Genomic DNA, 26,070 nt, shown 5'->3' on the forward strand with positions numbered 1-26,070 from the left:
CGGAAAGGGGTCAGGTAGCATGGCCGAGGACAATAGGAATAAACCGCTGTACATGATCAGCGTGGCGGCCGAGTTGACCGGCATGCACCCGCAGACTCTGCGCGTCTACGAGTCCAAGGGCCTGGTGAACCCCCAGCGCTCGGGCGGCAACACGCGTCTGTATTCGCGTGCCGATATCGAGCGCCTAGAGCTCATCAACCAGCTGACCGACGAGGGCATCAACCTTGCCGGCGTGGTGCGCATTCTCGATATGAAGGAGCGTGCCGAGGAGCGCGAGCGCGAGAACGAAAAGCTCCGCGCCCGTGTGCGCCAGCTCGAGGACGAGCTGCACGAATACAAGATGCAGAAGAAGATTACCGCCCTGGCCCCGCGCGACGGCTCGGTCAACCCCGAACAGGTCATGCGCAAGCTGCTGGGCGCCGGCGGAGATCTGTAGTTACGCGGGTTTACCAACCCGCGTAACCAGTCGACGCTGCAAGCCCGCCAGAGCGGCAATCTGCCTTTCAACTTCGACGGCATGATCAAAAGATCAATGCCGCCTTGTTTCAAGGCACCTTGCTCGCTCTGACGGGCTTTCGCTGTCCGCGCCAAAATATCGGCGTTGCCATGGCCCGGATGCGGCACTTGGGAACGTTCCTCACTTTGGAAATACGGCCCGCTCGCTGTCCGTTCTCTGCCTGCGGCGTCGACTTGCTCCGGATGGGTAGTCATTGGGGACGTTCTTAAATGACTAGTTGAAAGGGACACACTTGCACCAAATCCGCCGGTCCTGCACCGGGCTCGTCCTTTGCTTTACTGAGATAAAGTGAACGCGCAGATTCGTAACCCACTCGCAACCGTTCTATGGCACGATATTGAACGAATGTATGCTATGCGCCCAAATCTCTTGGGCAGAGTGGGAGACAGTATGGTCAAGCTGTACGAGGACGGCATCTACCTGCGCGGCGGCAGCGAGGTTGTGCCTGCGGCCGAGGCTGCCGAGCGCGGTATTACGCAGATGCCCGAGGATGCCAAGCGCGGCACCATCGCGTATTCGATTCTTCAGGCACACAACACGTCCGGCGACCCCGAAGCGCTCAAGATTCGCTTCGACGCCATGGCGAGCCACGACATCACCTTTGTCGGCATTATCCAGACGGCGCGTGCCTCGGGCATGGAGCAGTTCCCGCTGCCCTACGTGCTTACCAACTGCCATAACTCGCTGTGTGCCGTGGGTGGCACCATCAACGAGGACGACCACGTCTTTGGCCTCTCGGCTGCCAAAAAGTACGGCGGCATCTTTGTCCCGCCGCACATCGCGGTCATCCATTCCTTTATGCGTGAGAACTTCGCCGGCTGCGGCAAGATGATCTTGGGTTCCGACTCGCACACCCGCTACGGCGCCCTGGGTACCATGGCCGTGGGCGAGGGCGGTGGCGAGCTGGCAAAGCAACTGCTGCGCGACACCTACGATGTCGCCTATCCCGGCGTCGTTGCCATCTACCTCACGGGCGCCCCGCGCCCCGGCGTCGGCCCGCACGACGTGGCGCTCGCCATCATCCGTGCCGTCTTTGCCAAGGGTTACGTTAAGAACAAGGTCATGGAGTTCGTGGGCCCGGGCATTGCGAACATGACGACCGATTACCGCAACGGCGTCGACGTCATGACCACCGAGACCACCTGCCTGTCGAGTATCTGGGCTACCGACGAGGACACGCACGCATTCTTGACCATGCACGGCCGCGGCGACGACTACCGCGAGCTCAAGCCCGCCGATGTTGCCTACTATGACGGCTGCGTCGAGGTCGACCTGTCGAGCATCAAGCCCATGATTGCGCTGCCGTTCCATCCTTCCAACGGCTTTGAGATTGACGAGCTTAACGAGAACCTCGAGGACATCCTGCACGAGGTGGAGCTCGAGGCTGCCAAGATCGGCGAGGGTAAGACGCACTTTAGCCTGCTCGACAAGATCGTCGACGGCAAGCTGCACGTGCAGCAGGGCGTTATCGCCGGCTGCTCGGGCGGCAACTACGACTCCGTGGTCCAGGCTGCCCGCGTGCTCAAGGGCGCCAACACCGGCTGCGGCGAGTTCTCGCTGTCGGTCTATCCCACGAGCCAGCCCGTGGCACTCGAGCTTACACGCCGCGGCTATATCTACGACCTTATGGAGGCTGGCGCGATTGTGCGCACGGCGTTCTGCGGCCCGTGCTTCGGCGCCGGCGACACGCCTGCCAACAACGGTCTGTCCATCCGCCACACCACGCGTAACTTCCCCAACCGCGAGGGTTCCAAGCCGGGTAATGGCCAGCTGAGCGCCGTGGCCCTGATGGACGCTCGCTCCATTGCGGCGACGGCTGCCAACGGCGGCGTCCTGACGCCGGCGACCGACCTGCCCGAGGAGACTTGGGACGAGGGCTGCGAGTACGCCTTTGACGACGCGCCGTACAAGAAGCGCGTGTACTGGGGCTTTGGCAAGGCTGAGCCGGCCGACGAGCTGGTCGAGGGCCCCAACATCAAGCCGTGGCCCGCGATGGAGCCCCTCGGCGACGACATCCTGCTCAAGGTGTGCTCCAAGATCATGGACCCGGTCACCACGACCGACGAGCTCATTCCCTCGGGTGAGACGAGCTCCTTCCGCTCCAACCCGCTGGGCCTGGCCGAGTTTACGCTCAGCCGCCGTGACCCGGCCTACGTGGGCCGCTCCAAGGAAGTCGACGCCGTTGAGAAGCGCCGCGTGGCCGGCGAGGCCGCGGGCGACCTGGCGGCGCTCGATGCCGAGCTTGCCGGTGTTTTTGAGGCACTGGCCGGCGCGGGTGTCGCTGCCGATGCCAAAACGACCGAGTACGGCTCCATGCTCTATGCCAAGAAGCCCGGTGATGGTTCTGCCCGCGAGCAGGCCGCGAGCTGCCAGCGCGTAATTGGCGGCCTGGCCAACATCGTCCACGAGTACGCTACCAAGCGCTATCGCTCCAACGTGATGAACTGGGGCATGGTGCCCTTCCAGATGGAGGCCGAGCCCAGCTTTGAGGTGGGCGACTACGTCTTTGTGCCGGGTATCCGCGCCGCGCTCGACGGCGACCTGAAGGACATCGCCGCTTACGTGGTTCGCGCCGATGGTGCGGTCGAGCAGATTGAGCTCTACATTGCCGATATGACGGCAGAGGAGCGTGCCATCGTCAAGGCCGGCTGCCTGATCAACTACAACAAGTTCAAGGCCGCTGCCGAGTAACGCACATACTTGTCCGCCCCGGTTATACCTTTCCCTGCCGCTCACGCGCTTCGCGAGGGTCGCGTCAGAGAAAGGTATAACCGGGGCTACTTGTTAAGTGCTGCTCGTTGGGTCTTGAGGGCGCTAAAATCGAGGTTGCAACTCTCCTCTATGGGGGAGTGCGCCTTTGTTCATATGCTATCTAGAATTGACAGTATGAAGTTGGCGCTTTAAAGTGAGCTCAAAACACTCTCGTTTGTGGAGTTGAAGATGAAGCGTTGCACTTCTGTTTTGTTGCTGTTGGTGGCTTGCGTCGTCGCTGCTGCGGGCGTGGTCCTATTTGGCTCGCTTATCTTCTATGGGCCGAGTGGGGTTGAGCAGACGGTTGAGATGGCGTTCCTTGTTGCATCGATGCCCGGGCAAATGATTTCGGACGTTACAAAGCCCGATGAGATAACGCTCGATATCGAGGAAACGCCGGGCATTCTAAGCATAAGCAACTACCCCATGATTGAACTTGGCTCGTCTCGCTATACCAAGGACGAGAAGTTGTCCCGACAGGCGCTGGACTTGCTAAACGGGCGTTCGTTCAAACGCTGGGACGGTTGGGATGCCTATGAGCGCCGACGTGGTTCTGTGAACGGTGGCTACTATACAACGCTGAAGTTGTATTCATCTGATGGCAAACTGATGCGCACCGTTAACTACAATCCGGCCTTGATTCTCATTTTCATTGCAACAGCCTCAGGACTCAGCGCAACGCGTTGCGCTGAGTCCTGAGGCGCGAATCCGGGTAGGCAACCCCAGAGGGGCCGGAATCCCCCGGCCCGCGATGGAGGGAGGCCGGCATGTCCAGACCCAAGCCGTCCGGAAGGTCGTACGGGAGGCTCACGAGGCACGAGAGGAACACGGTCGAGAGGATGCTCGACCGCAACCGCAGCGCCCGCGAGATCGCCGCGGAGCTCGGCAGGTCGCCGTCGACCGTGACCAGGGAGGTGGCGGCGCACCGCTACGTCACCGCGCCGCGCTCGCGCTACGGCGAGCCCGCGCCCGCGGACCTGTCGGGGGCCTGCCCCAGGCTCTCCGCGTGGCCGAGGTGCTGCAACGGCTGCTCGCACAGGAGGGGCTACGGCTGCTCGAGGAGGCCCAGGGTGTTCTACAGCGCCAGGAGGGCGCAGGAGGCGGCCGACGCCGAGCTCTCGGCGAGCAGGTCCGGGATCGACGAGACCGAGGAGGGCGCCGCCGCCAAGCTAGCGGCCATCAGGGACGGGCTCGCGCGCGGGCTCTCCCCGCAGCAGATAGCGGCGACGACCCCCGGGCTCAGCGCCTCCACCGTCTACAGGTGGGTGGACGCCGGCTACGACGGCATGACGAACATGGAGCTCAGGCGCAAGGTCGGCTACAGGCCGAGGTCGCGCCGGGCCCCGAAGAGGGCGACGTCCCACTCGGCGCGCAGGTCGCACGCGTCGTTCCTCGCGCTCGGCGAGGACGCCTGCGCCGCGGCCTGGGAGATGGACACCGTCGAGGGCCCCAGGGGCGACTCCGCCAGGCTCCTCACGCTCCTGCACCGCCCGAGCCGCTTCCAGCTGGCCCTGCCGCTGCCGGACGGCACGTGCGCCTCGGTCCTGGCGGCGCTCTCCTCCCTGCGCGGGGTCCTCGGCGAGGACGGCGCGAGGCGCGCCTTCGGCGCCGTGCTCACCGACAACGGGAGCGAGTTCGCCGACGAGGGCGCCATCGCGGCGCTGTTCGGCGAGCGGGACGGCGAGACCAGGCTCTTCTACTGCGACCCCCGGCAGAGCCAGCAGAAGGGCGCGTGCGAGAAGAACCACGTGGAGATCAGGAAGCTGCTGCCCAAGGGCGCAGGGGCCAGGTTCGACCGGCTGACGGCGGCGGACTGCGCGCTGCTCATGTCGCAGGTGAACTCCGAGCCGAGGGGGGCGCTCGGGTTCCTGACGCCGGCGCGCGTGCTGCGGGCGGCCCTCGGGGAGGACGCCTCCGCCCTCATGGACGCGTTCGGGATAGAGGAGCTGGCGCCCGGCGAGCTCGACCTCACGCCCGGCTGCATCGACAGGGCCAGGGCCGCGAGGGGCGAGGGGCCGCTGGCGGGATAGGCGGCGGGCCGGGACATGGGCCGGAGGGCCCGTTGCGCTGAGTCCGGAACGGCTGCGCGGCGGGCTGGCGGAGCATGCGGCGGCGGCATGGGGGCACCGGCCTCCACAGCCTCTCCACCTGCGGAAACGAGGCGACGAGCAGGTGCCGGGGGCTATTTCCGCGTTGCGCTAGCTGCGGAAACGCGGGGCCCGTTCAGGCTGTTGCGTTGAGATTGAAAATCAACCAACTACAATCCGGAATACGCAAAAGCCGGAGGTGGGGACGGCGTCTATATCCAAGATGGCGGCGTGACCTACATTCTTGAAGGCGACCAGCAGCAGGTGATCGATTTTTTGGATCGTTGCGTGATGGACGCGTACGACCAGACCTGCCTGCCCGACCCGCAGACTGCACGCGATGGTGGATCTGCTCGTACATGGCTATTCGAGGATGAGATGCCCTGGACCGCCGAATCGGGAAGCACGGGCTCGGCAAAAGAGTAGAGAACGCGACCACCACAAAGGTGCCCCTTTGCGGTGGTTTTCAGTCTGTCTCGATCTGTAACATCTGGGCCGTTAAAAGTGGGCTTGGTGTTGCAGATTTAGATTATCGATTCGGGTGTCTTCTGTTTATCTCGATCTGTAACAGGTGGACCCTTATTTGCCGAGTAGTTGTTACAGATTTAGATAAACGGGCGCCGCTGAGCATTTCATCTCAATCTGTAACATCTGGGGTCAAAAACGGCCGCTAGATGTTACAGATCGAGACAGATGAGCGCCGGAGTCGAAAATCACCACAAAGGTGCCTGTCCCCTTTGTGGTGGTGGGGGGCGGGCTCGATGTTATTGTGATCGCTGGGCAGCATTTTAATGAATGTCTCTACAGGATTTCATCTGGGGTGGCGGGTTTGGTTGTTTTGGGGATGCCGAGTTTGGACGACGCGAAATCGTCAACATTGTCCTTAATTCCGTCTTTGGTGTAGACGGTGACCATATAGGTGCTGTGTCCGAATTCGCTCTTGTCGCGTGTTGCCCAGGCCTGCCAGTAGGCGGCCCCACTTCGCCCTTCGATTTTTCCGACACGGCGGAGTTCTGTTCGCTTTAATTTCTGGTTGCTATAGATGGTTCGACCGTCCTCCTCGGTGAGCCCGCACTGTCCAAGCATCTTGTCGAGGACTTGGTTCATGTGGCGCTCATCGGTGTTTGGTGCGTAGTCGTAGGCGAGGGTGATGGAGTCGAGTGGCTGGTCGTCGATCAGATAGTTTAGCGCCTGAGGTTCAAGGCAGAAATGGGGGGAGCATCCGTCGATCTGACCGAGCAGTGGCAACTTTGACTGCCAAAATCCGGTGGGAATTCTATCTTCGTAAAACACGCCGCGGCAGATAAAGGAGAGCGAGGTGGCACGCGAGCCGGCGTCGACCATCCCGCACAAATCGAAGGGCGAGGCGATACCGAGAGAAAAGGGCGTGATGACGATAAGGAAGAGCATCACGATGGGTACGGCGAGAATGGCGATGACGTTGCGACCGGTGGAATGAGACGGCTTCATATGATCTCCCCGAAACAAAAAGCTGTTGAGGATAGATAGAAATAGATAAATTCAGATAACAAATTAAGTTTAATCTCATGGCGTGAGATGGTCGACCGTTAGCGTCGAAACCCACCACAAAGGTGCCTGTCTCCTTTGTGGTGGTGGGGAGCGAGCGGCTTCTTTTGGTGATAGTGTTAGCTGACGGTATCATTAGGGCAAATGACGCAGATCTGCATTGCGAGGTGTTTTGCTGTGAGTCGCTCTGCCCGTATTGGATTGATTGCTCTGGCGCTTGCGATCGCCGTGGTTGGTGTGGGCGTTGTCGGTATGGCATTTCTGCCTGCTGCGGTGACGGAGCCGGTGGTTAAGCCTGTGACTCAATCAGTCGAACTTCTGACCGGCGACGAAAAACCCGAGACCATTACTGTTGATTTTGATGAGAAACCGGCAGCGCTGGGCATTAGCAATTATCCGCGCATTCAGCTTGGGGCCATGCGCTACACCATGGACGCGAGCCTAATCAGCAAAGCAACCGAGCTGCTCAAAGGCAAAACCTTTAAGCGTTGGTACGGATATGCGTCCTATCGGGCAAAAGCGAACGACATGGTTGGCGGATGCCACTCTTCCATCGAGCTGGATACCGCGAACGGCGCAAAGCTATGTGATGTCTCGTACGATCCGGGTTACGAGGGCAATGAGGGTCCGGGCATCTACATCATGGACGGCGATGTGGCCTATGTCATGGAGGGCGACCAGACCGAGCTCAACGAGTTTATGGGTCAGTGCATTCAGGATGCCTATGAACAGACCTGCTTGCCCGACCTGCAGGCTGCACGCGATAGTGGGTCTGCTCGTACATGGCTATTCGAGGATGAGATGCCCTGGAACGCCGAATCGGGAAGCACGGGCTCGTCAAAAGAGTAGAGAACGCGACCACCACAAAGGTGCCCCTTTGCGGTGGTTTTCAGTCTGTCTCGATCTGTAACATCTGGGCCGTTAAAAGTGGGCTTGTTAGCGCCGGAATAATTTAGCCAAATATAGTCGGCCGAGATTGACCAATCCCGGCCGACCCATTTTAGCCAACACGCCCGCATCTATGACTTTCCTATCGCATTCCTACATCCCCTCGGGCTGGATCCCCCTCACCTTCACCGCCTGGGGGACGGCCTCCACCGAGTAGGTGTCAAGCTCCCTGCCGCGGTAGCTCGGGCCCCGCATCACGAACACCGACGCCTTGTCGAACAGCCTGCCGAGGGCGCAGAGGAGCGTGTCGTCGCCCGTGAAGAACTCATCCCACCCGCTCGGGGCGATGTTGCTCGTGAGGACCATCGCGTTCGGCCCCTCCTTCTCGTAGCGCCTGTCGACGACATCGAAGAACAGGTCGGTGCACGGCCTGTCGTAGACGCATCTCCCCACCTCGTCAACGATGAGGCACGACGGCTTGACGAGCGAGGAGACGACCCGCGAGGTGTTTCCCCGCTGGACGGCCTTCTGGAACCTGTCCCTGAGCTCGGTCGCCTTTATGTAGTAGGTCTTGAGCCCCCGCATGCAGCACTCGCGCCCGTAGGCCTGCGCGAGGTGCGTCTTCCCTATGCCGCCGGGCCCGACGAAGGCGACGTTGCGGTGCGCGTAGAGGTCGGCCAGCGACGGGAGCTTGCCCAGCGCGGCCGCGTCCCGGCCCTGGATCCTGGAGAAGTCGAAGCCCTCGAAGGTCTTGGGCTCGCGCCTGGGCAGCCTGCTCAGCCTCAGCAGCGTCTCGATGGAGGCGAGCCTCCTCTTCTCCGCAAGGTAGGAGAAGGTGGCTGCCACGGCGGCCATCTCCCCGTCGCCGAGGTCGAGGTCCGAGGCGAGGGTCGCGAGCTCCTCCGCCCCGACGGCGATCCCGAGCCTCGACGCGGCGTCGCTCGCGAGCTCGTAGGGGCTCGCCCCCGCGCCCGCCATCATTCGGCCCTCCCGAAGTCGAACCTCTCGAAACCGGGTTTCGTCCTGGGCGGGGCGATTTGCTCGACCACGGTCCCCACCGGCTGGGTCGGCAGCTCCTCGGGCTGCGCCGGCGATGTCTCCCACTGCCCCTCGCACCAGCTGTCGGCGCCGGTGCCGACGGCGTGGGCGACGAGCTCGCGGGAGAGGTCGTCGCTGTATATGTGCACTGTTAGCGCTAATCTAAAATTGACCACTTTCGCAAACGCATCTCGCCGAATGCGCTAACGCGCTTTCGCCGACCCCGCTAACGTACTTTCACCAACTGCGCTAACGGAACTATGCTCCGATCGGGTATCCGACCCGGGAGGAGCGGGATATGGAGCGAAACGTAATGGGAGAGCTGAACGTCTACAGGGGGTCCGGCGCGAAGCCGAACTTCAGCGAGATCGCGAGGAGGCACGGCATGGACCGGCACACGGTCGCCAAGTACCGGCGGGAGGGCGAGTCCGCCGCCGACGGGAGGTCCGCGAGGGGCAGCGCCTTCGACCCGCTCGAGGAGGTGATCCGCGCGAAGGCCCAGCTGCCCGGGATGACCAAGATGGCAGTCTACGCGTTCCTGCGCGAGGGCCGCGGGGAGGGGCTGCCCGGGTACGGCGCCTTCACCGCGTGGTGCCGGGCCCGCGACGTGCCCTTCGGGGGCGCGGGCGGCCGCGAGCCGCACCCGCGGTTCGAGACGCCCCCGGGCAGGCAGCTGCAGTTCGACTGGAAGGAGGGCATGAGGCTCGTCGACTCGGAGGGCGAGGTCTTCGAGTTCAGCGTGTTCACCGCGACGCTCGGCTACTCCCGGAAGCACCGCTTCATACCGGTCAGGAGCCGCACGCTCGACGACCTGCTGTCCTGCCTGCTCGCCACCTTCACCCGCCTCGGCGGCGTCCCGGAGGAGTGCATCACGGACAACATGTCGTGCCTGGTGACCGTCTCGGGCCGCAGGAGGACCAGGCAGGAGAGGGCGTGGCGGTTCGCGCGGGAGGCCGGCTTCGAGCTCAGGCTCTGCGCGCCGCGCTCGCCGCAGACCAAGGGCAAGGACGAGTCGGCCAACCGCTTCCTGAACCGCCTGCTCGCCTACGGCGGCGAGTTCACCGGGTGGAGCGGCCTCGCCGAGGCGGTGGCCCGGGTCGAGGCCCAGGCCAACTCGGAGCCGAACCGCACCACCGGCCTGCCGCCCGACGCGCTGTTCATGCGGGAGAAGGAGAGCCTGCGGCCCATCGGGAACCTCCGGCTCCTCGAGTCGATGGTGGGCGACGTGAGCGTCCAGACCGTCCCGCCGACCATGCTCGTCAGGGCCGCCGGCAGGGAGTGGTCCGTGCCCAGGCGCTGCATCGGCCGGCGCGTGAGCGTCATAGCGATGCCCGGCGGCCAGGTCGTTGTGAGGATGGCCGGCGAGGAGGTCGCCGTCCACGACGCCGCGTCCGGGCCGTCGAGGCCCATCAACTACGACCCCGACCACTATGGGCAGGCCCTCGAGGGGAAGCGGGGCCTGGCCGACGCGGACATCGCCGAGGCCGCGCGCGCCAACCTCGCGCTGCTCGACTCGCTCGGAGGGGCGTGATGGGCGCCGTCGCGGAGGGCAGCCCCTCGATCAGGGCGCAGGCGAACCTCTCCGCGCTCGGGCTGCACGAGATGGCGGCGTCCCTGCCCGACTACGTGAGGATGGTCGCCGCGGGCGAGCGGGGCTTCGCCTCCGCCCTCGAGGAGATGACGCGCGTCGAGGTCGCCGCCCGGGAGGTCAGGATCACCAACCAGCGCATACGTTCGTCGGGGTTCCCCTACGTCAAGGGGCTGGCGGACTTCGACTGGGACTTCCAGCCGTCGGTCCCGCGCGCAGAGATCGAGGAGCTCGCGACCCTGAGGTTCGTCGAGCGGGCCGAGAACGTCCTGTTCGTGGGGAGCCCCGGCGTGGGCAAGACGCACCTCGCCGTCGCGCTGGGCATCGAGGCGGTCAGGGCGGGGCGCGAGGTCAGGTTCGTGGACTGCGCCCGGCTCGTCGAGGACCTGGAGGACGCCTCGTCGCGCGGCATCCTCAAGAAGAGGCTCAAGTACTACGCCCACTCGAGGCTGCTGATCATCGACGAGCTCGGCTACCTCGACGTCGGCAGCGCGGGCGCGGACCTGCTGTTCCAGCTGATATCGACGCGCTACGAGCAGCGCTCGACGATCATCACCGCCGACGTGGGGATCGGCGGCTGGGGCAGGGTGTTCGGGGACGACGTGGCGGCGAGCGCGATCGCGGACAGGGTGTGCCACCACTGCCACCACTGCCACCTGGTCAAGATAGCCGGCAGGTCCTACAGGCTGAAGGACCTGCCGAGGGACGGACCCGTCAAGGCGTGACCGGAATCGGTGAAAATACGTTAGCGCAAGCGGTGAAGCCGCCTTTGCGCGAACGGCGCGTTTGATTAGTGAAACTGGTGAAAAATAGATTGACGCTAACATGCACCACGCGCCCCTCCCGGTTCACCCTGCACTCGCGGCGGACGTACCAGTAGGGCACGCCGTAGCGGTGCCCCTCGAAGCTCACGAAGCCGTCGAAGGAGATCTTCCGGCGCGGGCACAGGTACCGCTCGACCTCGGCCGTGACCTCGAGCGGCCTGGTGTTCGCCGAGCACGCCGCCTCGTGCTCGCGCATCGGGACGCATGCCGCCGCGCGCCGCCAGCGGCCTCCCTGCTCGGCGCACCAGAGGGCGGCCTCCCGGTTGAGGGCGTCAAGGTCGGTAAAGGACCTTCCCGCGAGGAAGTTCCCCTTCACGAAGCGGACGAGCCTCTCCACCTTGCCCTTCGTATAGGGGTGGCGCGGCCTGCACAACCTGGTGCGGAAGCCGACGACGCCCATGAACTCGGCGTAGTCGGCCTGCCAGACGGGCCGGCCGTCGGCATCGCGGCGGACGACCACGCTCTTCATGTTGTCGGTGAGCACGGTCGCGGGCACGCCCAGCGCCGAGAACGCGTGCAGCATCCCGATGAGGAGGTTCTCCTGGCGCGCGTTCGGGAAGAACTCGACGTGGGCGCCCCCGCAATGGTGGCAGACCATGGCGAAGCAGGCGATCCGCGCCCGCTCCCCGCCAGGGCGCTCGACCGCGACGAAGCCCCAGTCCATCTGGTAGGCCTCTCCGGGCGCCGTCCTGAAGCGCTGGCCGCGGCAGCCCTGCGGGGCCGCCTGCCGCCTCTTCGCGGGCACGAGGTCCCGGTGCGCGGCGATATAGGTCTTCACCGTGGTGAGGCCGCCGGCGTAGCCCTGGCCGAGCAGCCGCTCGAATATCACCTGCGAGTTGGTGACGCCCTTCCGCAGGAGGTCGTCCACCAGGCCGGTGTGGCCGGCGAGCACGCCCGGCGCGGCCCTCCTCCCGCTGTTCCCGTGGGGCAGGGCCCTGAACCCGTGTGCCCTGACCGTCCTCGCGCGGGAGCGGGTGAGCCCCGTCCTCCTGCAGAACTCCGCGAGGTTGCATGCCTGCGGGTCGAACCCGTCGCCCTCCTCCGCGGCCATCTCCCGGAGCGCCGCGTCTATAATCTCCTGTAGGTCATCGTGTCTCTCGTTCACCTCAATGGTCCTCCTAACGCCGGCGTGTTGGCACCACCAGCGTAGTGGCGGCGGGGAGGCACGGTGGCCATTATTCGGTGACCGGGATTGGTCAAAATAGTTTGACTATTAGCGGCTAAAATCGCCCGGCGCTAACAGGCTTGGTGTTACAGATTTAGATTATCGATTCGGGTGTCTTCTGTTTATCTCGATCTGTAACAGATGGACCCTTATTTGCCGAGTAGTTGTTACAGATTTAGACAAACGGGCGCTGCCGATCATTTCATCTCGATCTGTAACATCTGGACCCAAAAACGGCTGCTAGATGTTACAGATCGAGACGGTTGGTCGTCGGGGATGCAGTGGGTCGGCGTCTCAGTACCCTATCCTTCAATCACTCAGAAAATCTTATATATAGAGACTTAGATTTGTGTATAAGAACGCGCAAAGCTGGCAACAATACTTCTCGAACAACGTGAAGCCGCCCCGTAGGGCGGCCGCCCCAAGAGAGGTGATTCCATGAGAATCGATAAGCTAGCAATGACGTCGCGCGAGGCGTTGCAGACCGCCATGAGCACGGCTGCTGACGCGCAGGCCGGCGCGGTGGAGCCGATTCACCTGCTGTCTGCCCTGCTCGGTGCCGGCGAGCGCAATATCTCCGTGATTATCGAGCGCATCGGTGCCGACCCAGCCCAGCTCGCACGCTCCACACAAGATGCCATCGACCACGCGCCCAAGGTTTCGGGCGAGGGCCAGCAGATGGGTCTGTCCAACGAGCTCGTCCGCGTCATCGAGAAGGCCGAGAAGAAGGCCACCAAGATGGGCGACAGCTTTGTGGTGACCGAGCATCTGCTCATGGCACTTGCCGAGGACAAGGGCGAGGCCGGCCGCGTGCTGCGCGACGCCGGCGTGACCAAGGAGCGCATCGAGCAGGTCTACGAGGAGCTGCGTGGCGATGACCGCGTGACGTCTGCCGAAGACAAAGCCCAGTTTGAGGCCTTGGAGCAGTACGGTCGCAACATCTGCGACCTGGCCCGCGCCGGCAAGCTCGACCCGGTCATCGGCCGTACCGATGAGATTCGCCGCACTATCCAGGTCCTGTCCCGTCGCACCAAGAACAACCCCGTGCTCATCGGTGAGCCGGGCGTCGGTAAAACGGCCATCGTCGAGGGCATCGCCCAGCGTATCGTGGCCGGCGACGTGCCGAGCACCCTGCGCGACCGCGACCTCATCGAACTCGACATGAGCGCGCTGGTCGCCGGCGCCAAGTACCGCGGCGAGTTCGAGGACCGCTTGAAGGCTGTGCTTAAGGAAGTGCAAAAGTCTGAGGGCAAGGTCATCCTGTTCATCGATGAGCTCCACACCATCGTGGGCGCGGGTGCCACCGAGGGCTCCATGGACGCCGGCAACATCCTCAAGCCTGCGCTCGCCCGTGGCGACCTGCATGCGATCGGCGCGACCACACTCGACGAATACCGCAAGTACATCGAGAAGGACGCGGCGCTCGCCCGTCGTTTCCAGACCGTTATGGTGAGCGAGCCTACCGTCGAGGACACCATCTCGATCCTGCGTGGCCTCAAGGAGAAGTACGAGATCTTCCACGGCGTGCACATCACCGATAGCGCGCTCGTGGCCGCCGCCGACCTCTCCGATCGCTACATTGCCGACCGCTTCCTGCCCGACAAGGCCATCGACCTGGTCGATGAGGCCGCAAGCCGCCTGCGCATGGAGCTCGACAGCATGCCGGTCGAGATTGACGCCACCACGCGTCAGCTCACCCAGCTGCAGATCGAGGAGCAGGCGCTCATGAAAGAGACCGATGACGCCTCCAAGGAGCGTCTGGAGGCCTTGCGTCAAGAGATTGCCGAGGTCCAAGAAAAGCTCAACGTGCAAAAGGCCGGCTGGCTCAACCAGAAGAACGCCATCGACCACGTGCAGGAGCTCAAGGGGCAGCTCGACGAGGCCAAGAGCGAAGAGGAGCGCGCGACGCGTAACGGCGACCTGGGCCGTGCGTCCGAGCTGCGCTACTCCGTGATTCCTGGTCTGCAGCAGCAGATTCAAGATTCCGAGGCCGCGCTCGAGGCGCAAAAGCAACAGGACGGCGAGGGCCTCAACGAACAGGTGACCTCCGATGAGATTGCCGAGGTCGTGAGCGCTTGGACCGGTGTGCCCGTCTCCAAGATGATGCAGGGCGAGCTCGACAAGCTCAAGGGCCTGGAGGGCGAGCTGCATAAGCGCGTCATCGGCCAGGACGAGGCCGTCTCCGCCGTCGCCGCAGCCGTGCGCCGCAGCCGTGCGGGCCTCTCCGATCCGGACAAGCCCATCGGCAGTTTCTTCTTCCTGGGCCCCACCGGCGTGGGCAAGACCGAGCTCGCCAAGGCGCTTGCCGAGTGCCTGTTCGATGACGAGCGCGCGCTCGTGCGTATCGACATGTCCGAGTACATGGAGAAGTTCAGCGTCCAGCGTCTGATCGGCGCGCCCCCGGGATATGTGGGCTACGACGAGGGCGGCCAGCTCACCGAGGCCGTGCGCCGTCGTCCGTACTCCGTGATCTTGCTCGACGAGATGGAGAAGGCTCATCCGGATGTATTCAACGTGCTGTTGCAGGTGCTTGACGACGGTCGTCTGACCGACGGTCAGGGTCGCCAGGTGTCCTTCAAGAACACGATTATCATCATGACGAGCAACGTGGGCTCCAAGGCTATCGCCGAGCTTTCCGGCAAGGACGAGGAGGAGATGCGCCATCAGGTTGACGCGGCCATGGCTCAGACCTTCCGCCCCGAGTTCCTCAACCGTATCGACGATATCGTGGTGTTCCATCCGCTCGGCATGGCGCAGATCGAGAAGATCGTCGACATCCAGCTTGCCGACGTCCGCGCACGCCTGGCCAAGGAGCGCATGACGCTTGCCATCACCCCGGCGGCCAAGCAGATGCTCGCCGTGGGCGGCCTGGACCCCGTGTTCGGTGCCCGTCCGCTCAAGCGCCTGGTCCAGCGCGAGGTCGTGGACGCCATCGCCGCCGCCATCATCGACGGCACGGTGCGCGAGGGCGACCAGGTGACGGTCGATGTCGACAAGGACGGCGGCTTTACCGTCGTGTGCGATAACACGCCGGCGGCCACCTACGAGGTCCCCGACGCCGAGTAAATTTTGGGGCATGCCTTAAAATCTGCCTTTTGAGCCGAACGCCAAGGGCGGCGGATCCAATTGGGTCCGCCGCCCTTTTTTCTGCGACAATCGATGGTGTTGAACGTGAGCACATGGCAAGGAGCTATGCAGATGAAAGACGAGAACAAGACGAACGCACCGGTGGCTGAGGCGGCACCCGCCGCACCTAAGCCTGCGCCTAAACCGGCGCCCAAGCTGCGCGACCCCTACATCCGTGCCGAGAACGAGGACGACGACGGCTACGATCCCTACAGCGATCGCCGCCCCGAGCGCGAGCCAATGTTCGAAGCTGACCCGTGGCGCTAAGTGCCACCCAAAAGGCCACCAATAAGTTGCGGTGAAATAGGGACTGTTTTGCGGTTTGACCAGCAAAAACAGTCCCTATTTCACCGCAACTGCGTTAGGGATTTTTCTACAGGGGGAGGGTAGTCAAAAAAGCCCCGTCCCAAATTGACTGCTCGGGGAGTCGCATTCGAGCTCGGTTGTCCTCTTAGCCACTCGATATCCTTCGGAGCAATAACGGTGATAAACTTGCTTAAGTGTTAATCAAGCTACACACAATCTTGCTCTCTAATTAATCAAGAATCGCTATAATTTTGATTAGCTAGAGAGCAAGATTGGAGAATCATGGCATTCAACGACTTGATCGCCCAGAAAATAAAGGACTTTGAACAGCAGGGGGTTCCGCAGGTCTTTGAGCGAGACCTTGATCTAGGAAACCCACAGGAGCCAAAGCGCGACAACATCGTAAATGTGATTGTGGGGGCCCGCCGTTGTGGAAAGACGTATCGCCTGTATCAGGAGATGTGGCGGCTTCAGTGCCGGGGCGTCAAGCTTGACCGGATGCTTTACTTCAATTTTGAGGATGAGCGCTTGCGCCCGTATGAGCCATCGCTGCTGGCGGACGTGCTCGACACGTTCTATGCGCTGTATCCTGTTGCTCGAATCGAGGGCGCTTACATTTTCTTTGACGAGATCCAAGAAATTCCCGAATGGGGTGCGTTTCTGCGTCGTGTAGTCGATACGGAGAAAGCGACCGTCTATGTGACGGGATCTTCTTCTAAGATGCTGTCCTCAGAGCTTAAGAGCGAGTTCAGGGGTCGTTCTCTTATACGGGAGCTTTTTCCGTTGAGTTTTTCGGAATACGTTCGATATAAGACGGGGAACGTTTTCGAGCCAGATGCGACCTTTTCCCCGAGCGATGCAGCGCTGCTTCGACATCATCTGATCGGGTATCTTGAACGAGGGGGATTCATCGCGACACTTGAGCAGACGCCTGCAGACGCGATTCAGCTGCTACAGGAATATGCTTCGCGAACGGTCGCCATGGACGTCGTTGAACGGTACGACGTCAAGAACCCTCGCCTGGCATCGCTGTTCTTGACGCGGTGTATGGCATCTTCGGGACGAGAGCTGTCAGTGAACAAAGTGTACAACGAGTTCAAGAGCAGACAGATACCCGTCAGTCGTAATTCGCTCAGCGATTTACTTGAGTATTATGAGGACGCCTACCTGTTATTTTCTGTGCCGGAGTTTACGCGTTCACTGGCAAATAACATGCGGTCTGCGTCTAAGGTCTACGCTGTCGACCCTGCGATGTTTGGAGCATTCTCTCCCGCATCGGCATTGGACCAGGGCCAGAGGCTCGAGACCGCAGTGTTCAATGCGCTAAGGAGAAGGACTCCCGCGGTGAGGACCGGCTCGGTCTGCCGCCTGCTAATCAAAGAGAAGAGCAAAAGCCATGAGGTGGACTTTGTGGCTGGGGACGCGCTTCTCATGCGGGCTTATAGCCTGATTCAGGTGAGTGCGGATATGGCAAGTGAGAAAACGCGCGAGCGCGAAATTGCCGCGCTTGATGCCTCGATGGCCCAGTTCGATCTTGGCGAGTCGGCAATCGTTACCATGGATGAACAGACCGATATTCCATGCGAGCACGGTGTGGTACACGCTATGCCCGCATGGAAGTGGCTTCTTGCCTGATCATCTATGGACCTGTGGGGTTAGGACCTCCTGGCTCCTTCATCGCGGTTGGGGAGCACCTTGCTGCGCCCGGCTAGTCCTGGGCTTTGATACTCGGCAGTAGGATCTGCGCGAGGTAGTCGGTTTCGAGCTTAGTGGCACCATCGGCCTTGCCGTCTTTACCTACCAGGTCGTTCTTGATCTGACTATACGTATAGCGGTTGCCGGTCGTCAGCTCGACAAGCTCAATGGCCGTGTCCATGGGGTAGGTTGACACGGGGTTCTGCGTCCGTCCGTTGATGGTCTGGGGCACCACGTACGGATAGACGGGGCCGCTGGCGTAGACGGTATAACCGTTGCCTAGATTGGCCGCACCCAAAACCGTATCGCCTTCATCGGGCGTAAAGCTCTCGCCCTCGCGCACCGCGACGAGCGTCACGAGCGGCGTATTGGCGTCGTCGCCCAGATAGATGCATAGCGTGCTTCCGTTTTGCCAAGTTGCGACCTTGCCGTACCACTCGACGGGAATATCGAGCTGGTAGAGGTCGGTTGCCTTGTGGCGAGCGTCAGCATCACGGGACGCCTGTGCCTTTTGCGCGCTCACGGCATTGACGGCGGCGTCGCGCCGCGCGGTTGCCGCCTGCTGAAGTATCTTGGCGGCCGCGGCGGAGCTCGCACCGCCTTCCTCGGCATACTTGGCGGCGGCATCGATCTGGTCGTCAGTCACCGTGTCGGCCGAAGGCACCTTGAGCTTAAAGGCGGCCTGGGCACTTAAATCCTGTCCATCGCTCTTAACGGTGACCTGCGTCTTGGTGGTCGGGACGGTATAGACGGTGCCGTCGGCCGCGATGGGGGAGGCGGCGATGGAGAGCGTGTAATCGCCGGGCAGCAGTTTGATGCCGCGGCCGTGCTCGTCAACATAGAGTGTTTCGCTCACGGAGGAGCCATCAGCGTCCTGACCGCTCACCTGTACGGGAATCTTGGAGCCGGTGGAACAGTCGAGGCCCGCGGCATGCACGCCAATCTGCACTGACATCATCGTGTGGGCATTGGCGGCGGCAGCGGCAGCCTGCTCTTGCTGATATCCGTTCCAGGCAGCATAGCCTGCACCGCCGGCGACGAGCGCGACGGCTACGACACCGGCGACCATCAGATTGCGGCGCTTGGGCGACATCTTGCGATGGCGAACCTCGGCCTCGCGTGCCGAGGGAACGGACGGCAGGGGAATATCGCCCATGGCGATGGTCTCGTCCACGGCTGGTGCGGAACCCAGGCCAGGAAGCTCGCGGGTCAGCGAATCCTCGGCCGGCAAGCTGTCGAGCAAGACGGTTTCCTCGCCCGTGTCGGATTCGGGCTGATTGCCGGCCTCGCATTCGGATTTCTCGTGCCCCGCCCCGCCTTCGGTGGGCGCGGCGCCATCGTCTTTTGCATCCTGATCATCGGACTGCGCCTCGGCTTCCGACTCATCCTGCACATCAACGCCCGAATCGTCAAACGCAATCTCATCGAGTGAAATCCGGTCTAAGCTCTCCAAGGCCTCAGCGCAAGCTTCTGCATCTTGGGCCGCATCCTCTTGGCCCATCGTCTCATCTTTCATATATCCCCCAAGCTCAATATCGGGACAACACTGTACCCAAAAATGGAGCCATATAAAGCGCGTGCGAAATATAAGATCCGATTTAACTCGAGCGCATCGTTCGGCCGCATCCTCGCGGCAGCAAAAGGCCCCCGGAACGCGAACGATGAACTGCGCCCCAAAACTTGGACGGCTTAAATAAGAACTACGCCGCAAGGGACTGTCTCCGGAACTCCTCCGGGGTCAGTCCCTTCAGTTTAACCTGGCGCCTCCTCGTGTTCCAATGGACCACGAAGTCGTCGAGGTCCGCCTTGAAGGACTCGAAGTCCGGCCACGTCCTTCCGCGGAAGAACTCGTCCTTGATGTGGCCGAACACCTGCTCCGTCGCGCCGTTGTCGATGCAGTTGCCCTTCCGGGACATGCTCTGCACCACGCCGGCCTCCTCCAACCGCCTGCACCAACCGGCCTGCTGGTACTGCCAGCCCATGTCCGAGTGCAGGATCGGCCTGGAGCCCTTGGGCTTCCTGGACACGAGCTGGTCGAGCAGCTCGTGCTGCTGAGCCATGTTGGGGTGCAGCGACGTGGACCAGGCGACGATCTCCTTGCTGCCGAAGTCGTAGACCGGCGCGAAGTAGGCCTTGCCCCAGGGCTGCTTGAACTCGGTGACGTCGGTGCCCATCTTCTCCCACGGCCCGTCGGCGGCGAAGTCGCGCCCGATGACGTTCTCGAAGGTCTTTCCGACCTTGCCCCTGTACGAGTTGTACCTGTGGTAGTCGGTCTCGCGGCGAATCCCGCAGCTGATGCCCATCTCGCGCATCATCTTCAGCACGGTCTTGTAGGCTATGCGCGCGCCCCGCTCGGCGCGCAGGCACATGGCGATCTGCCTGTGGCCGCACCCGTTGGCCGTGCGCGAGAATATCTCGGCGGCGGCCTCCCAGAGCTCGGGCCTGGTGGGAGCCTTCGGGTGCGACAGCGCGTAGTAGTAGCTGGACCGGGCCATGCCGGCGCACTCCAGCAGGCGCCCCAGCCCGTGCCCCTCTTCGCGCAGGACCCTCACGGCCTCGACCTTCGCCCTGGTCAGAGCCCGTCCCTCCCGACCAGGGCACGCAATTTTTTTAGGTAGGCCACCTCGGTCTCGAGCCTTCGGCAGCGCTCCTCGAGCTCCTCCTCGCGGGTCCGCGGCCTCGCCTTGGAACCGCTCGGCCGGCCCTTGGGCCTGGGCCTGAGCGCCTCGGCGCCGCCCTCGCGGTAGAGCGCGCACCATCTCTTGAGCGGCGCCAAGGACATGACCCCGAACGCCTCCATGGCGTCCCGCTTGCTCATGCCGCCGTCGACCACGGCCGAGGCGGCGGCGACCTTCTGCTCGTATGTGTACCTGGCCTGCTTGCCGTCCATGGATAGCAGCACCTCGCTTCCGAACGACCGGTATACGTAGAGCCATTGTCTCACGGTGTCGCGCGGGACCGACAGCGCCTTCGCCGCCGACTCGGAGCCGTGGCCTCGCTCGAAGAGCCCGATCGCCGCCTTCCTGGCCTCGATGTCGTGCTTCACCCTCAAGTCGACACGCATAAAAAGCCTCCCATTTCTCATGTCCAAGAAATGGGAGGCAGTTCACGAATCACATTCCGGGGGCTCTGCAATGCGTTGAGTTGCGCGGAGCCGGCTATGCTGCTTCGCGCTCAAGCGATGTCTGCGTCAGGCGCGTTACTCGGCGTGCGCGTAATCAACCTTGGCGCGGCGAGCGGTAGCCTTCTCCCAATCGCTGGTGCCCTCAAAGACATCCTGTTTGTAGGGATTGCGACCGAGCTTCTTGGCGCGGTAGGCGATGTAGATGATCGCGGCGACGTTGGCGATCAGCGCGGCAATCGAGACCGCGGTAGCGGCGCCGGGGTCGAGCGTGGAGTGGGTCACAAAGATGGACTCCTCCTGGAAGTACGGGAACACTTGGGCAAACATGCACCAAATGGCCAGCGTAAAGGCGCGGTTCTGGATCCAGCCGCCCTTGTTCCAGATAAAGGCGGCGACGGTGGGCGCCAGCAGCAGCGCAAAGCCACAGAACCAGGAGTGGGTGGGCAGGCAGTTGTAGGTGTAGCAGAAGTTCCAGATATCGTAGGCGATGATGTAGACCCAGGTCATGTCGGGCCACAGCATGTCGGTCTGATCCTCGGAGGCGTAGACGCTCCACCAACCGGTCATGCAGAAGATGTTGATGATACCGGCAATGCCGTTGAACACGTTGTTCCAGCCGGCCAGCTGCGTAGCACCTTCGGAGGTGACCCAGGTGGACTCGCCCAGGACAAAGAAGTGATAGGCGCTCTCGAAGTCGGATACGACGGCAATCATGATGTTGATGGCGACGATCACAAACGGCCATGCGCGGAACCAATGTGCCTTGCCGATCTTGCCCCACTGGTACTTAATGGCAATGAAGCCCCAGCAGCCGGCCAGCGCCGCGTATACCTTGGCGTAGTGGAACCAGCTGTTCTGGTACACATGGGTGGGGTTGGTGAGCGCCCACTCGGCACCCTGCGAGACACCGATGGCGATGGCGGCGCAGTAGATGGTCATGGCCAGCGGAGCCACGCCAAAGATGATTGCCGCGCCCAGCTTGGTGCGGCGGCCGACCTCGTTGAGCACGATCAGGCCAATAAAGACTATGGCCCAGCCGGCCCAGTGGATAAGGGTATCGCTACCCCAAACATCGAACAGCATGCTGCTCTCCTCTCACACGCCCGCGGCCCCTCTTCTGATCGCGGGCAGTTTGGCCAAATGTCGTCAGTTCTGGGGCTTGCGCTCCGGATACTTGGCGGTATAGCCCTCGATGTGGAGTGTCGAGGCGATGATTTCCTTGACCGTCTCGTCGGGCACATCGGGGTGCGTGCGGATATACATCAACAACCCCATGATGAGGGTGTAGAACGTCTCGTAGACATGGTCGATGCGTAGCTCATGATGGGCGACAAAGTCCACCACGGTGGTGTCGCAGATATACTGCGCCACACGCTGGACCACGTTGTGCAAAAAGCCGCCGTAGAGCGCGCCGCTGCTTGAGGTGAGCGTACTCGGCAGCTCGTGGCCGCTGGCGACCAGGCGCTTAAAGAGCGGGGCGACGGTGTCGAGCGCGCCTTCGATATCGCCGACGGTGCGGTCGGCGTTCCACTGCTCGAGTTCGGAGATAAAGCCGTCGATCGCCTCGTCCATGACGGCGGTGACGGCGGCGTCCATATCGGCAAAGTAGTGGTAGAACAATGAACGCGTGCAGCCGGCTCGCTTGGTCACGGCCGATACCGATAGGTGGGACACGCCCAGCTCGGAGCTTACGGTGCGCACGGCATCGAGGATCTCGCGACGGCGTTCGTCGCCCGTCAGGCGCTTTGCCGCGCTATCGGATGCGGGAACGGCATCGACCACAGAGGTATCTGCTGTGTTGTTGCTCATGTTTTGCCGCCTTTCATCCTCTTTTGCCTGACCGTTCGCCTGACAGTCTTGAATATTGTTGACGGTTCGTCAATACTATTTTTGACACAATGTCAACTAATGGCGGGTGAACGGCATGGGGGCATGCCCGGCCTGCAAAAAAGAGGGGTGCCGCGGTCTCGCTGGGCTGTGGCAAGAGAAGGGACAACCATGATTCTCAACGGACCGGGGATTAGCTATACCGAGCCCGATATCGGCGCTGAGTTCGTGCCGCCGATACCGGAGCATCCGCGCGAGGCCATCGTCAAACTGTGCGAGCACTGCACCAACCGTCTGTTGCACCGCGACGAGCTGCTGGGCTACGAGTACTGGTCGTTTGCCGAGGCCGCAACCGACGAGCAGGCCGAAGTGCTCTGCAAGATGAAGATGCGCCGTCCCTATACGCTGCCCGAGATGGTCAAGCTCACCAGCATGCCCGAAGCCGATATCGAGAAGATGCTCGACGACATGAGCTACACGGGTCTGCTCGAGTACAACTGGGAAAACCCCGAGCACGCCAAGCAGTGGGTGCTGCCCATGCTGGTGCCGGGTTCCGCCGAGTTCCTCAACATGCGCGTGAGCCAGCTCGAGGAGCACCCGGTCTATGCCAAGTTCTTTGAGCAGGCGTCCAAGGGACCGCTGTCCAAGGCCACGCCGATGGTGCCGCCCGGTGGTGCCGGCATCGGCATGCATGTCATTCCGGTCGAGAAGGCTATCGATGCCGCGAGCACGTCGGTGCCTATTGAGCATATAGAGCACTGGCTCGACAAATACGAGGGTAAGTATGCCGCCAGCACCTGCAGCTGCCGCGCGAGCCGTCGCGTGATGGGTGAGGGCTGCGCCGACGACCCGGCCGATTGGTGCATCGCCGTGGGCGATATGGCCGACTACGTGGTCGAGACCGATCGTGGCCATTACGTGACCCGCGACGAGGTCTACGACATCCTGCGCCAGGCCGAGGACAACGGCTTTGTGCACCAGATCACCAACATCGACGGCGAGAACAAGATCTTCGCCATCTGCAACTGCAACGTCAACGTGTGCTACGCCCTGCGCACCTCGCAGCTGTTCAACACGCCCAACCTGTCGCGCTCGGCCTATGTCGCCAAGGTCGAGAAGGACAAGTGCGTGGCCTGCGGTCGCTGCGTTGAGGTGTGCCCCGCCGGTGCCGCCAAGCTCGGCCAGAAGCTCTGCAGCAAAAAGGCCGGCGGACAGGTGCCCGAGTATCCGCGCCAGGAGCTGCCCGATGCCACCAAGTGGGACCACACCAAGTGGTCGCCCAACTACCGCAACGATAACCGTATCGAGACGCACGAGTCCGGCACCGCGCCCTGCAAGACGGCTTGCCCCGCGCACGTTGCCGTTCAGGGCTATCTGAAGCTTGCGGCACAGGGGCGCTATGACGAGGCCCTAGCACTCATTAAGCGCGAGAACCCGCTGCCCGCTATCTGCGGCCGTGTGTGCAACCGCCGCTGTGAGGATGCCTGCACCCGCGGCCGTGTGGATGCCGCCGTGGCTATCGACGAGGTCAAGAAGTTCATCGCCCAGCGCGATCTGGATGCCGCGACCCGCTACGTCCCGCCCGTGGTGACCCCGACGCGTGCCGGCGGCTTCGACCAGAAGATCGCCATCATCGGTGCCGGTCCGGCCGGCCTGTCCTGCGCTTTCTACCTGGCCGAGAAGGGCTACAAACCTGTCGTGTTCGAGAAAAACGAGCGCCCGGGCGGCATGCTCACCTACGGCATTCCCAGCTTTAAGCTGCAGAAGGATGTTATCGAGGCCGAGGTCGAGATCATTCGCCTGATGGGTGCCGAGTTCCGCTATGGCGTGGAAGTCGGTCGCGACGTGACGCTCGACGAGCTGCGCGCGCAGGGCTTTAAGGCCTTCTACGTTGCCATTGGCTGCCAGGGCGGCCGCCTTGCCGGTATTCCGGGTGAGGATGCCGAGGACGTGACCGTGGCCGTCGACTTTTTGCGCGAGGTCAACAGTGGCAAGATCGACGCGCTGCCCGGCCGTACCATCGTGGTGGGCGGTGGTAACGTGGCTATCGATGTCGCGCGCAACGCCTGCCGTCTGGGTTCCGAGCACGTTGAGATGTTCTGCCTGGAGAGCGAGGCCCAGATGCCCGCCAGCGAGGAAGAACGTCGCGAGGCCGTTGAGGACGGCGCTCACATCAGCTGCGGCTGGGGCCCCAAGGAGATTCACCTGGACGAGGCCGGTCGTGTGTGCGGTATCACCTTCAAGCGCTGCACGCGTGTCTTTGACGACGAGGGCCGTTTTGCGCTCGAGTACGACGAGAACGATCTGCGCCGTATCGATGCCGACCGTGTCGTCATGTCGATTGGCCAGTCCATTGTGTGGGGCGACTTGCTAGCTGGCTCCAAGGTGGAGCTCGGCCGCGGCCAGGGCGCCCTTGCCGATCCCCAGACCTACCAGACCGCCGAACCCGACATCTTTGTGGGAGGCGACGTCTACACCGGTCCGAGCTTTGCCATCGACGCTATCGCCGCCGGTCACGAGGCCGCGGTGTCCATCCATCGCTTTGTACAGCCAGGCTCCACGCTCACCATCGGCCGCAACCAGCGCCGCTACACCGCGCTCGACCGCGACGACGTTGTGCTCGAGAGCTACGACAACGCGAGCCGCGAGGTTGCCCACGTGGACCGCGAGCGCGAGAAGGCCGCGCCGTTTAGCGAGTACGTCGAGACCTTTACCGAAGAGCAGGTGCGCGCCGAGACCGCCCGTTGCCTGGGTTGCGGTGCCTCGATCGTCGACCCCAACAAGTGCATCGGCTGCGGCCTGTGCACCACCAAGTGCGCGTTCGACGCCATCCATCTGGATCGCGACCGCCCCGAGTGCTCCACGATGGTCAAATACGAGCAAAAGCTCCCAAGCCTCGGCAAGTACGCTCTAAAGCGCGCCATCAAGATTAAGTTCGGTCGCAAGTAAGTAGTCATAACGGGAACGGCGGAGGAAAAAGTGCACGAGCTCGGAATCGTCTATCACATCATTCGCGATGTCGAGAATGTGGCGCGCGCTCATGGCGTGCGTCGCGTTTCGAGCGTGACGTTGCTGCTGGGCGAGGTCTCGGGCGTCGTTCCCGACTTGCTGCTCGACGCTTGGCGCTGGGCAGCAGATAAAAAGCCTATCGCGCAGGGCGCGGAGCTTATCGTGGAGTCCGTCGAGGCCGTGACACATTGCGAGGCGTGTGGCTGCGACTACGCGACGGTCGAGCACGGCAAGACCTGTCCCCATTGCGGTAGCGGCGAGACATACCTGCTGCAGGGCCAGGAGGTCATGATCAAGCAGATCGAGACCCCCGACGAGGACCCGGCAGACGCTGTCCCCGACGGCCCTTCCGACGTCCCCGACGCCGTCGACGCCGCCAACCCCCTCCACATCGCCTAGGATTCCCTATAAGTTGCGGTGAAATAGTTCCTAAATTCAGCCTTCTGGCTCTTAAACAAGAACTATTCCACCGCAACTATTTTGAGTGGTTTCATAGACCATAAGTCACGAAATAAGTCAAGCCATGTCTGTTTAAACAAAATAGCGGCAGTACAAGCGCATTCGCGCTTGCCAAAAATCGATATTAATGAACAGCCTG

At 62.5% G+C, this 26,070-nt stretch carries 21 protein-coding genes; 13 read left to right on the forward strand and 8 right to left on the reverse strand.

Annotation, left to right across the window (positions count from 1 at the left end):
• Window positions 1-19: 19 nt before the first annotated feature.
• The 5 genes from LCQ44_RS03915 (at window position 20) to LCQ44_RS03935 (ending at window position 5,781) form a co-directional block, all read left to right on the forward strand.
• A complete protein-coding gene (locus LCQ44_RS03915) occupies window positions 20-436 on the forward strand; it encodes a heat shock protein transcriptional repressor HspR (protein WP_006235210.1) in 417 nt (138 codons plus the stop codon).
• Between the two features lie 471 nt (window positions 437-907).
• Window positions 908-3,208 carry a hydratase gene (locus LCQ44_RS03920; protein WP_225094113.1) on the forward strand — a complete coding sequence of 767 codons (2,301 nt, stop codon included), beginning with the start codon at window positions 908-910 and terminating at the stop codon, window positions 3,206-3,208.
• 249 nt (window positions 3,209-3,457) lie between these two features.
• On the forward strand, window positions 3,458-3,967 hold the full coding sequence (locus LCQ44_RS03925) for a hypothetical protein (protein WP_225094114.1): 510 nt from the start codon (window positions 3,458-3,460) through the stop codon (window positions 3,965-3,967).
• A gap of 68 nt (window positions 3,968-4,035) precedes the next feature.
• The gene (locus LCQ44_RS03930) at window positions 4,036-5,298 is read left to right on the forward strand and encodes an IS30 family transposase (protein WP_225093555.1); all 1,263 of its coding nucleotides are present in this window, start codon (window positions 4,036-4,038) and stop codon (window positions 5,296-5,298) included.
• Window positions 5,299-5,586: 288 nt separating this feature from the next.
• Entirely contained in the window at window positions 5,587-5,781 is a 195-nt protein-coding gene (locus LCQ44_RS03935; RefSeq protein ID WP_225094115.1) for a hypothetical protein, read from the forward strand.
• A 375-nt stretch (window positions 5,782-6,156) separates the two neighbouring features.
• Here LCQ44_RS03935 and LCQ44_RS03940 read toward each other — a convergent pair whose 3' ends face one another.
• Window positions 6,157-6,825, reverse strand: coding sequence for a hypothetical protein (locus tag LCQ44_RS03940; protein WP_195544654.1), 669 nt, complete (start codon window positions 6,823-6,825; stop codon window positions 6,157-6,159).
• A 234-nt stretch (window positions 6,826-7,059) separates the two neighbouring features.
• Here LCQ44_RS03940 and LCQ44_RS03945 point away from each other — a divergent pair, with 234 nt between their 5' ends.
• Window positions 7,060-7,731, forward strand: coding sequence for a hypothetical protein (locus tag LCQ44_RS03945; protein ID WP_138375309.1), 672 nt, complete (start codon window positions 7,060-7,062; stop codon window positions 7,729-7,731).
• A 192-nt stretch (window positions 7,732-7,923) separates the two neighbouring features.
• On the opposite strand, the gene LCQ44_RS03950 is transcribed toward LCQ44_RS03945, so the two are convergent.
• Window positions 7,924-8,751 (reverse strand): ATP-binding protein, encoded by an 828-nt coding sequence (locus LCQ44_RS03950; protein ID WP_117746924.1) that lies wholly within the window; start codon window positions 8,749-8,751, stop codon window positions 7,924-7,926.
• Window positions 8,752-9,106: 355 nt separating this feature from the next.
• Between LCQ44_RS03950 and istA (LCQ44_RS03955) the strand changes: the two genes are divergently transcribed.
• Together istA (LCQ44_RS03955) and istB are read left to right on the forward strand one after the other, a co-directional pair.
• Window positions 9,107-10,339, forward strand: a complete 1,233-nt coding sequence (istA, locus tag LCQ44_RS03955; protein WP_225093492.1) for an IS21 family transposase — start codon at window positions 9,107-9,109, stop codon at window positions 10,337-10,339.
• Complete coding sequence (gene istB / locus LCQ44_RS03960) at window positions 10,339-11,121, forward strand: IS21-like element helper ATPase IstB (protein ID WP_225093491.1); 783 nt, start codon at window positions 10,339-10,341, stop codon at window positions 11,119-11,121. The genes istA (LCQ44_RS03955) and istB overlap by 1 nt, the downstream gene beginning before the upstream one ends.
• Here the strand turns inward: istB and istA (LCQ44_RS03965) are convergent.
• Window positions 11,111-12,325 carry an IS21 family transposase gene (gene istA, locus LCQ44_RS03965; RefSeq protein ID WP_225093490.1) on the reverse strand — a complete coding sequence of 405 codons (1,215 nt, stop codon included), beginning with the start codon at window positions 12,323-12,325 and terminating at the stop codon, window positions 11,111-11,113. The genes istB and istA (LCQ44_RS03965) overlap by 11 nt on opposite strands.
• 498 nt (window positions 12,326-12,823) lie before the next feature.
• On the opposite strand from istA (LCQ44_RS03965), the gene clpB reads away from it, so the two are divergent.
• From clpB to LCQ44_RS03980, 3 genes are all read left to right on the forward strand, one after another.
• On the forward strand, window positions 12,824-15,451 hold the full coding sequence (gene clpB / locus LCQ44_RS03970) for an ATP-dependent chaperone ClpB (RefSeq protein ID WP_225094116.1): 2,628 nt from the start codon (window positions 12,824-12,826) through the stop codon (window positions 15,449-15,451).
• Window positions 15,452-15,583: 132 nt separating this feature from the next.
• The gene (locus tag LCQ44_RS03975) at window positions 15,584-15,778 is read left to right on the forward strand and encodes a hypothetical protein (RefSeq protein WP_225094117.1); all 195 of its coding nucleotides are present in this window, start codon (window positions 15,584-15,586) and stop codon (window positions 15,776-15,778) included.
• A gap of 321 nt (window positions 15,779-16,099) precedes the next feature.
• The gene (locus tag LCQ44_RS03980; protein WP_225094118.1) at window positions 16,100-17,452 is read left to right on the forward strand and encodes an ATP-binding protein; all 1,353 of its coding nucleotides are present in this window, start codon (window positions 16,100-16,102) and stop codon (window positions 17,450-17,452) included.
• A gap of 73 nt (window positions 17,453-17,525) precedes the next feature.
• On the opposite strand, the gene LCQ44_RS03985 is transcribed toward LCQ44_RS03980, so the two are convergent.
• From LCQ44_RS03985 to LCQ44_RS04005, 5 genes are all read right to left on the reverse strand, one after another.
• Window positions 17,526-19,028 (reverse strand): hypothetical protein, encoded by a 1,503-nt coding sequence (locus tag LCQ44_RS03985; protein WP_225094119.1) that lies wholly within the window; start codon window positions 19,026-19,028, stop codon window positions 17,526-17,528.
• A 184-nt stretch (window positions 19,029-19,212) separates the two neighbouring features.
• The gene (locus tag LCQ44_RS03990) at window positions 19,213-20,064 is read right to left on the reverse strand and encodes an IS3 family transposase (RefSeq protein WP_263634064.1); all 852 of its coding nucleotides are present in this window, start codon (window positions 20,062-20,064) and stop codon (window positions 19,213-19,215) included.
• A 20-nt stretch (window positions 20,065-20,084) separates the two neighbouring features.
• Complete coding sequence (locus LCQ44_RS03995) at window positions 20,085-20,576, reverse strand: helix-turn-helix domain-containing protein (RefSeq protein WP_225093191.1); 492 nt, start codon at window positions 20,574-20,576, stop codon at window positions 20,085-20,087.
• 135 nt (window positions 20,577-20,711) lie between these two features.
• Window positions 20,712-21,719 carry a DUF5692 family protein gene (locus LCQ44_RS04000; protein ID WP_225094120.1) on the reverse strand — a complete coding sequence of 336 codons (1,008 nt, stop codon included), beginning with the start codon at window positions 21,717-21,719 and terminating at the stop codon, window positions 20,712-20,714.
• A 63-nt stretch (window positions 21,720-21,782) separates the two neighbouring features.
• Window positions 21,783-22,445, reverse strand: a complete 663-nt coding sequence (locus tag LCQ44_RS04005; RefSeq protein WP_225094121.1) for a TetR/AcrR family transcriptional regulator — start codon at window positions 22,443-22,445, stop codon at window positions 21,783-21,785.
• Between the two features lie 189 nt (window positions 22,446-22,634).
• Here LCQ44_RS04005 and LCQ44_RS04010 point away from each other — a divergent pair, with 189 nt between their 5' ends.
• Window positions 22,635-25,412: an FAD-dependent oxidoreductase gene (locus LCQ44_RS04010; protein ID WP_225094122.1), complete on the forward strand. Its 2,778-nt coding sequence runs from the start codon at window positions 22,635-22,637 to the stop codon at window positions 25,410-25,412.
• Between the two features lie 30 nt (window positions 25,413-25,442).
• Window positions 25,443-25,871 (forward strand): hydrogenase maturation nickel metallochaperone HypA, encoded by a 429-nt coding sequence (locus LCQ44_RS04015; RefSeq protein ID WP_225094123.1) that lies wholly within the window; start codon window positions 25,443-25,445, stop codon window positions 25,869-25,871.
• Window positions 25,872-26,070 lie beyond the last annotated feature (199 nt).

The sequence above is a fragment of the Collinsella aerofaciens genome, assembly GCF_020181355.1.
In the GTDB taxonomy this organism is placed as follows: Bacteria; Actinomycetota; Coriobacteriia; order Coriobacteriales; family Coriobacteriaceae; genus Collinsella.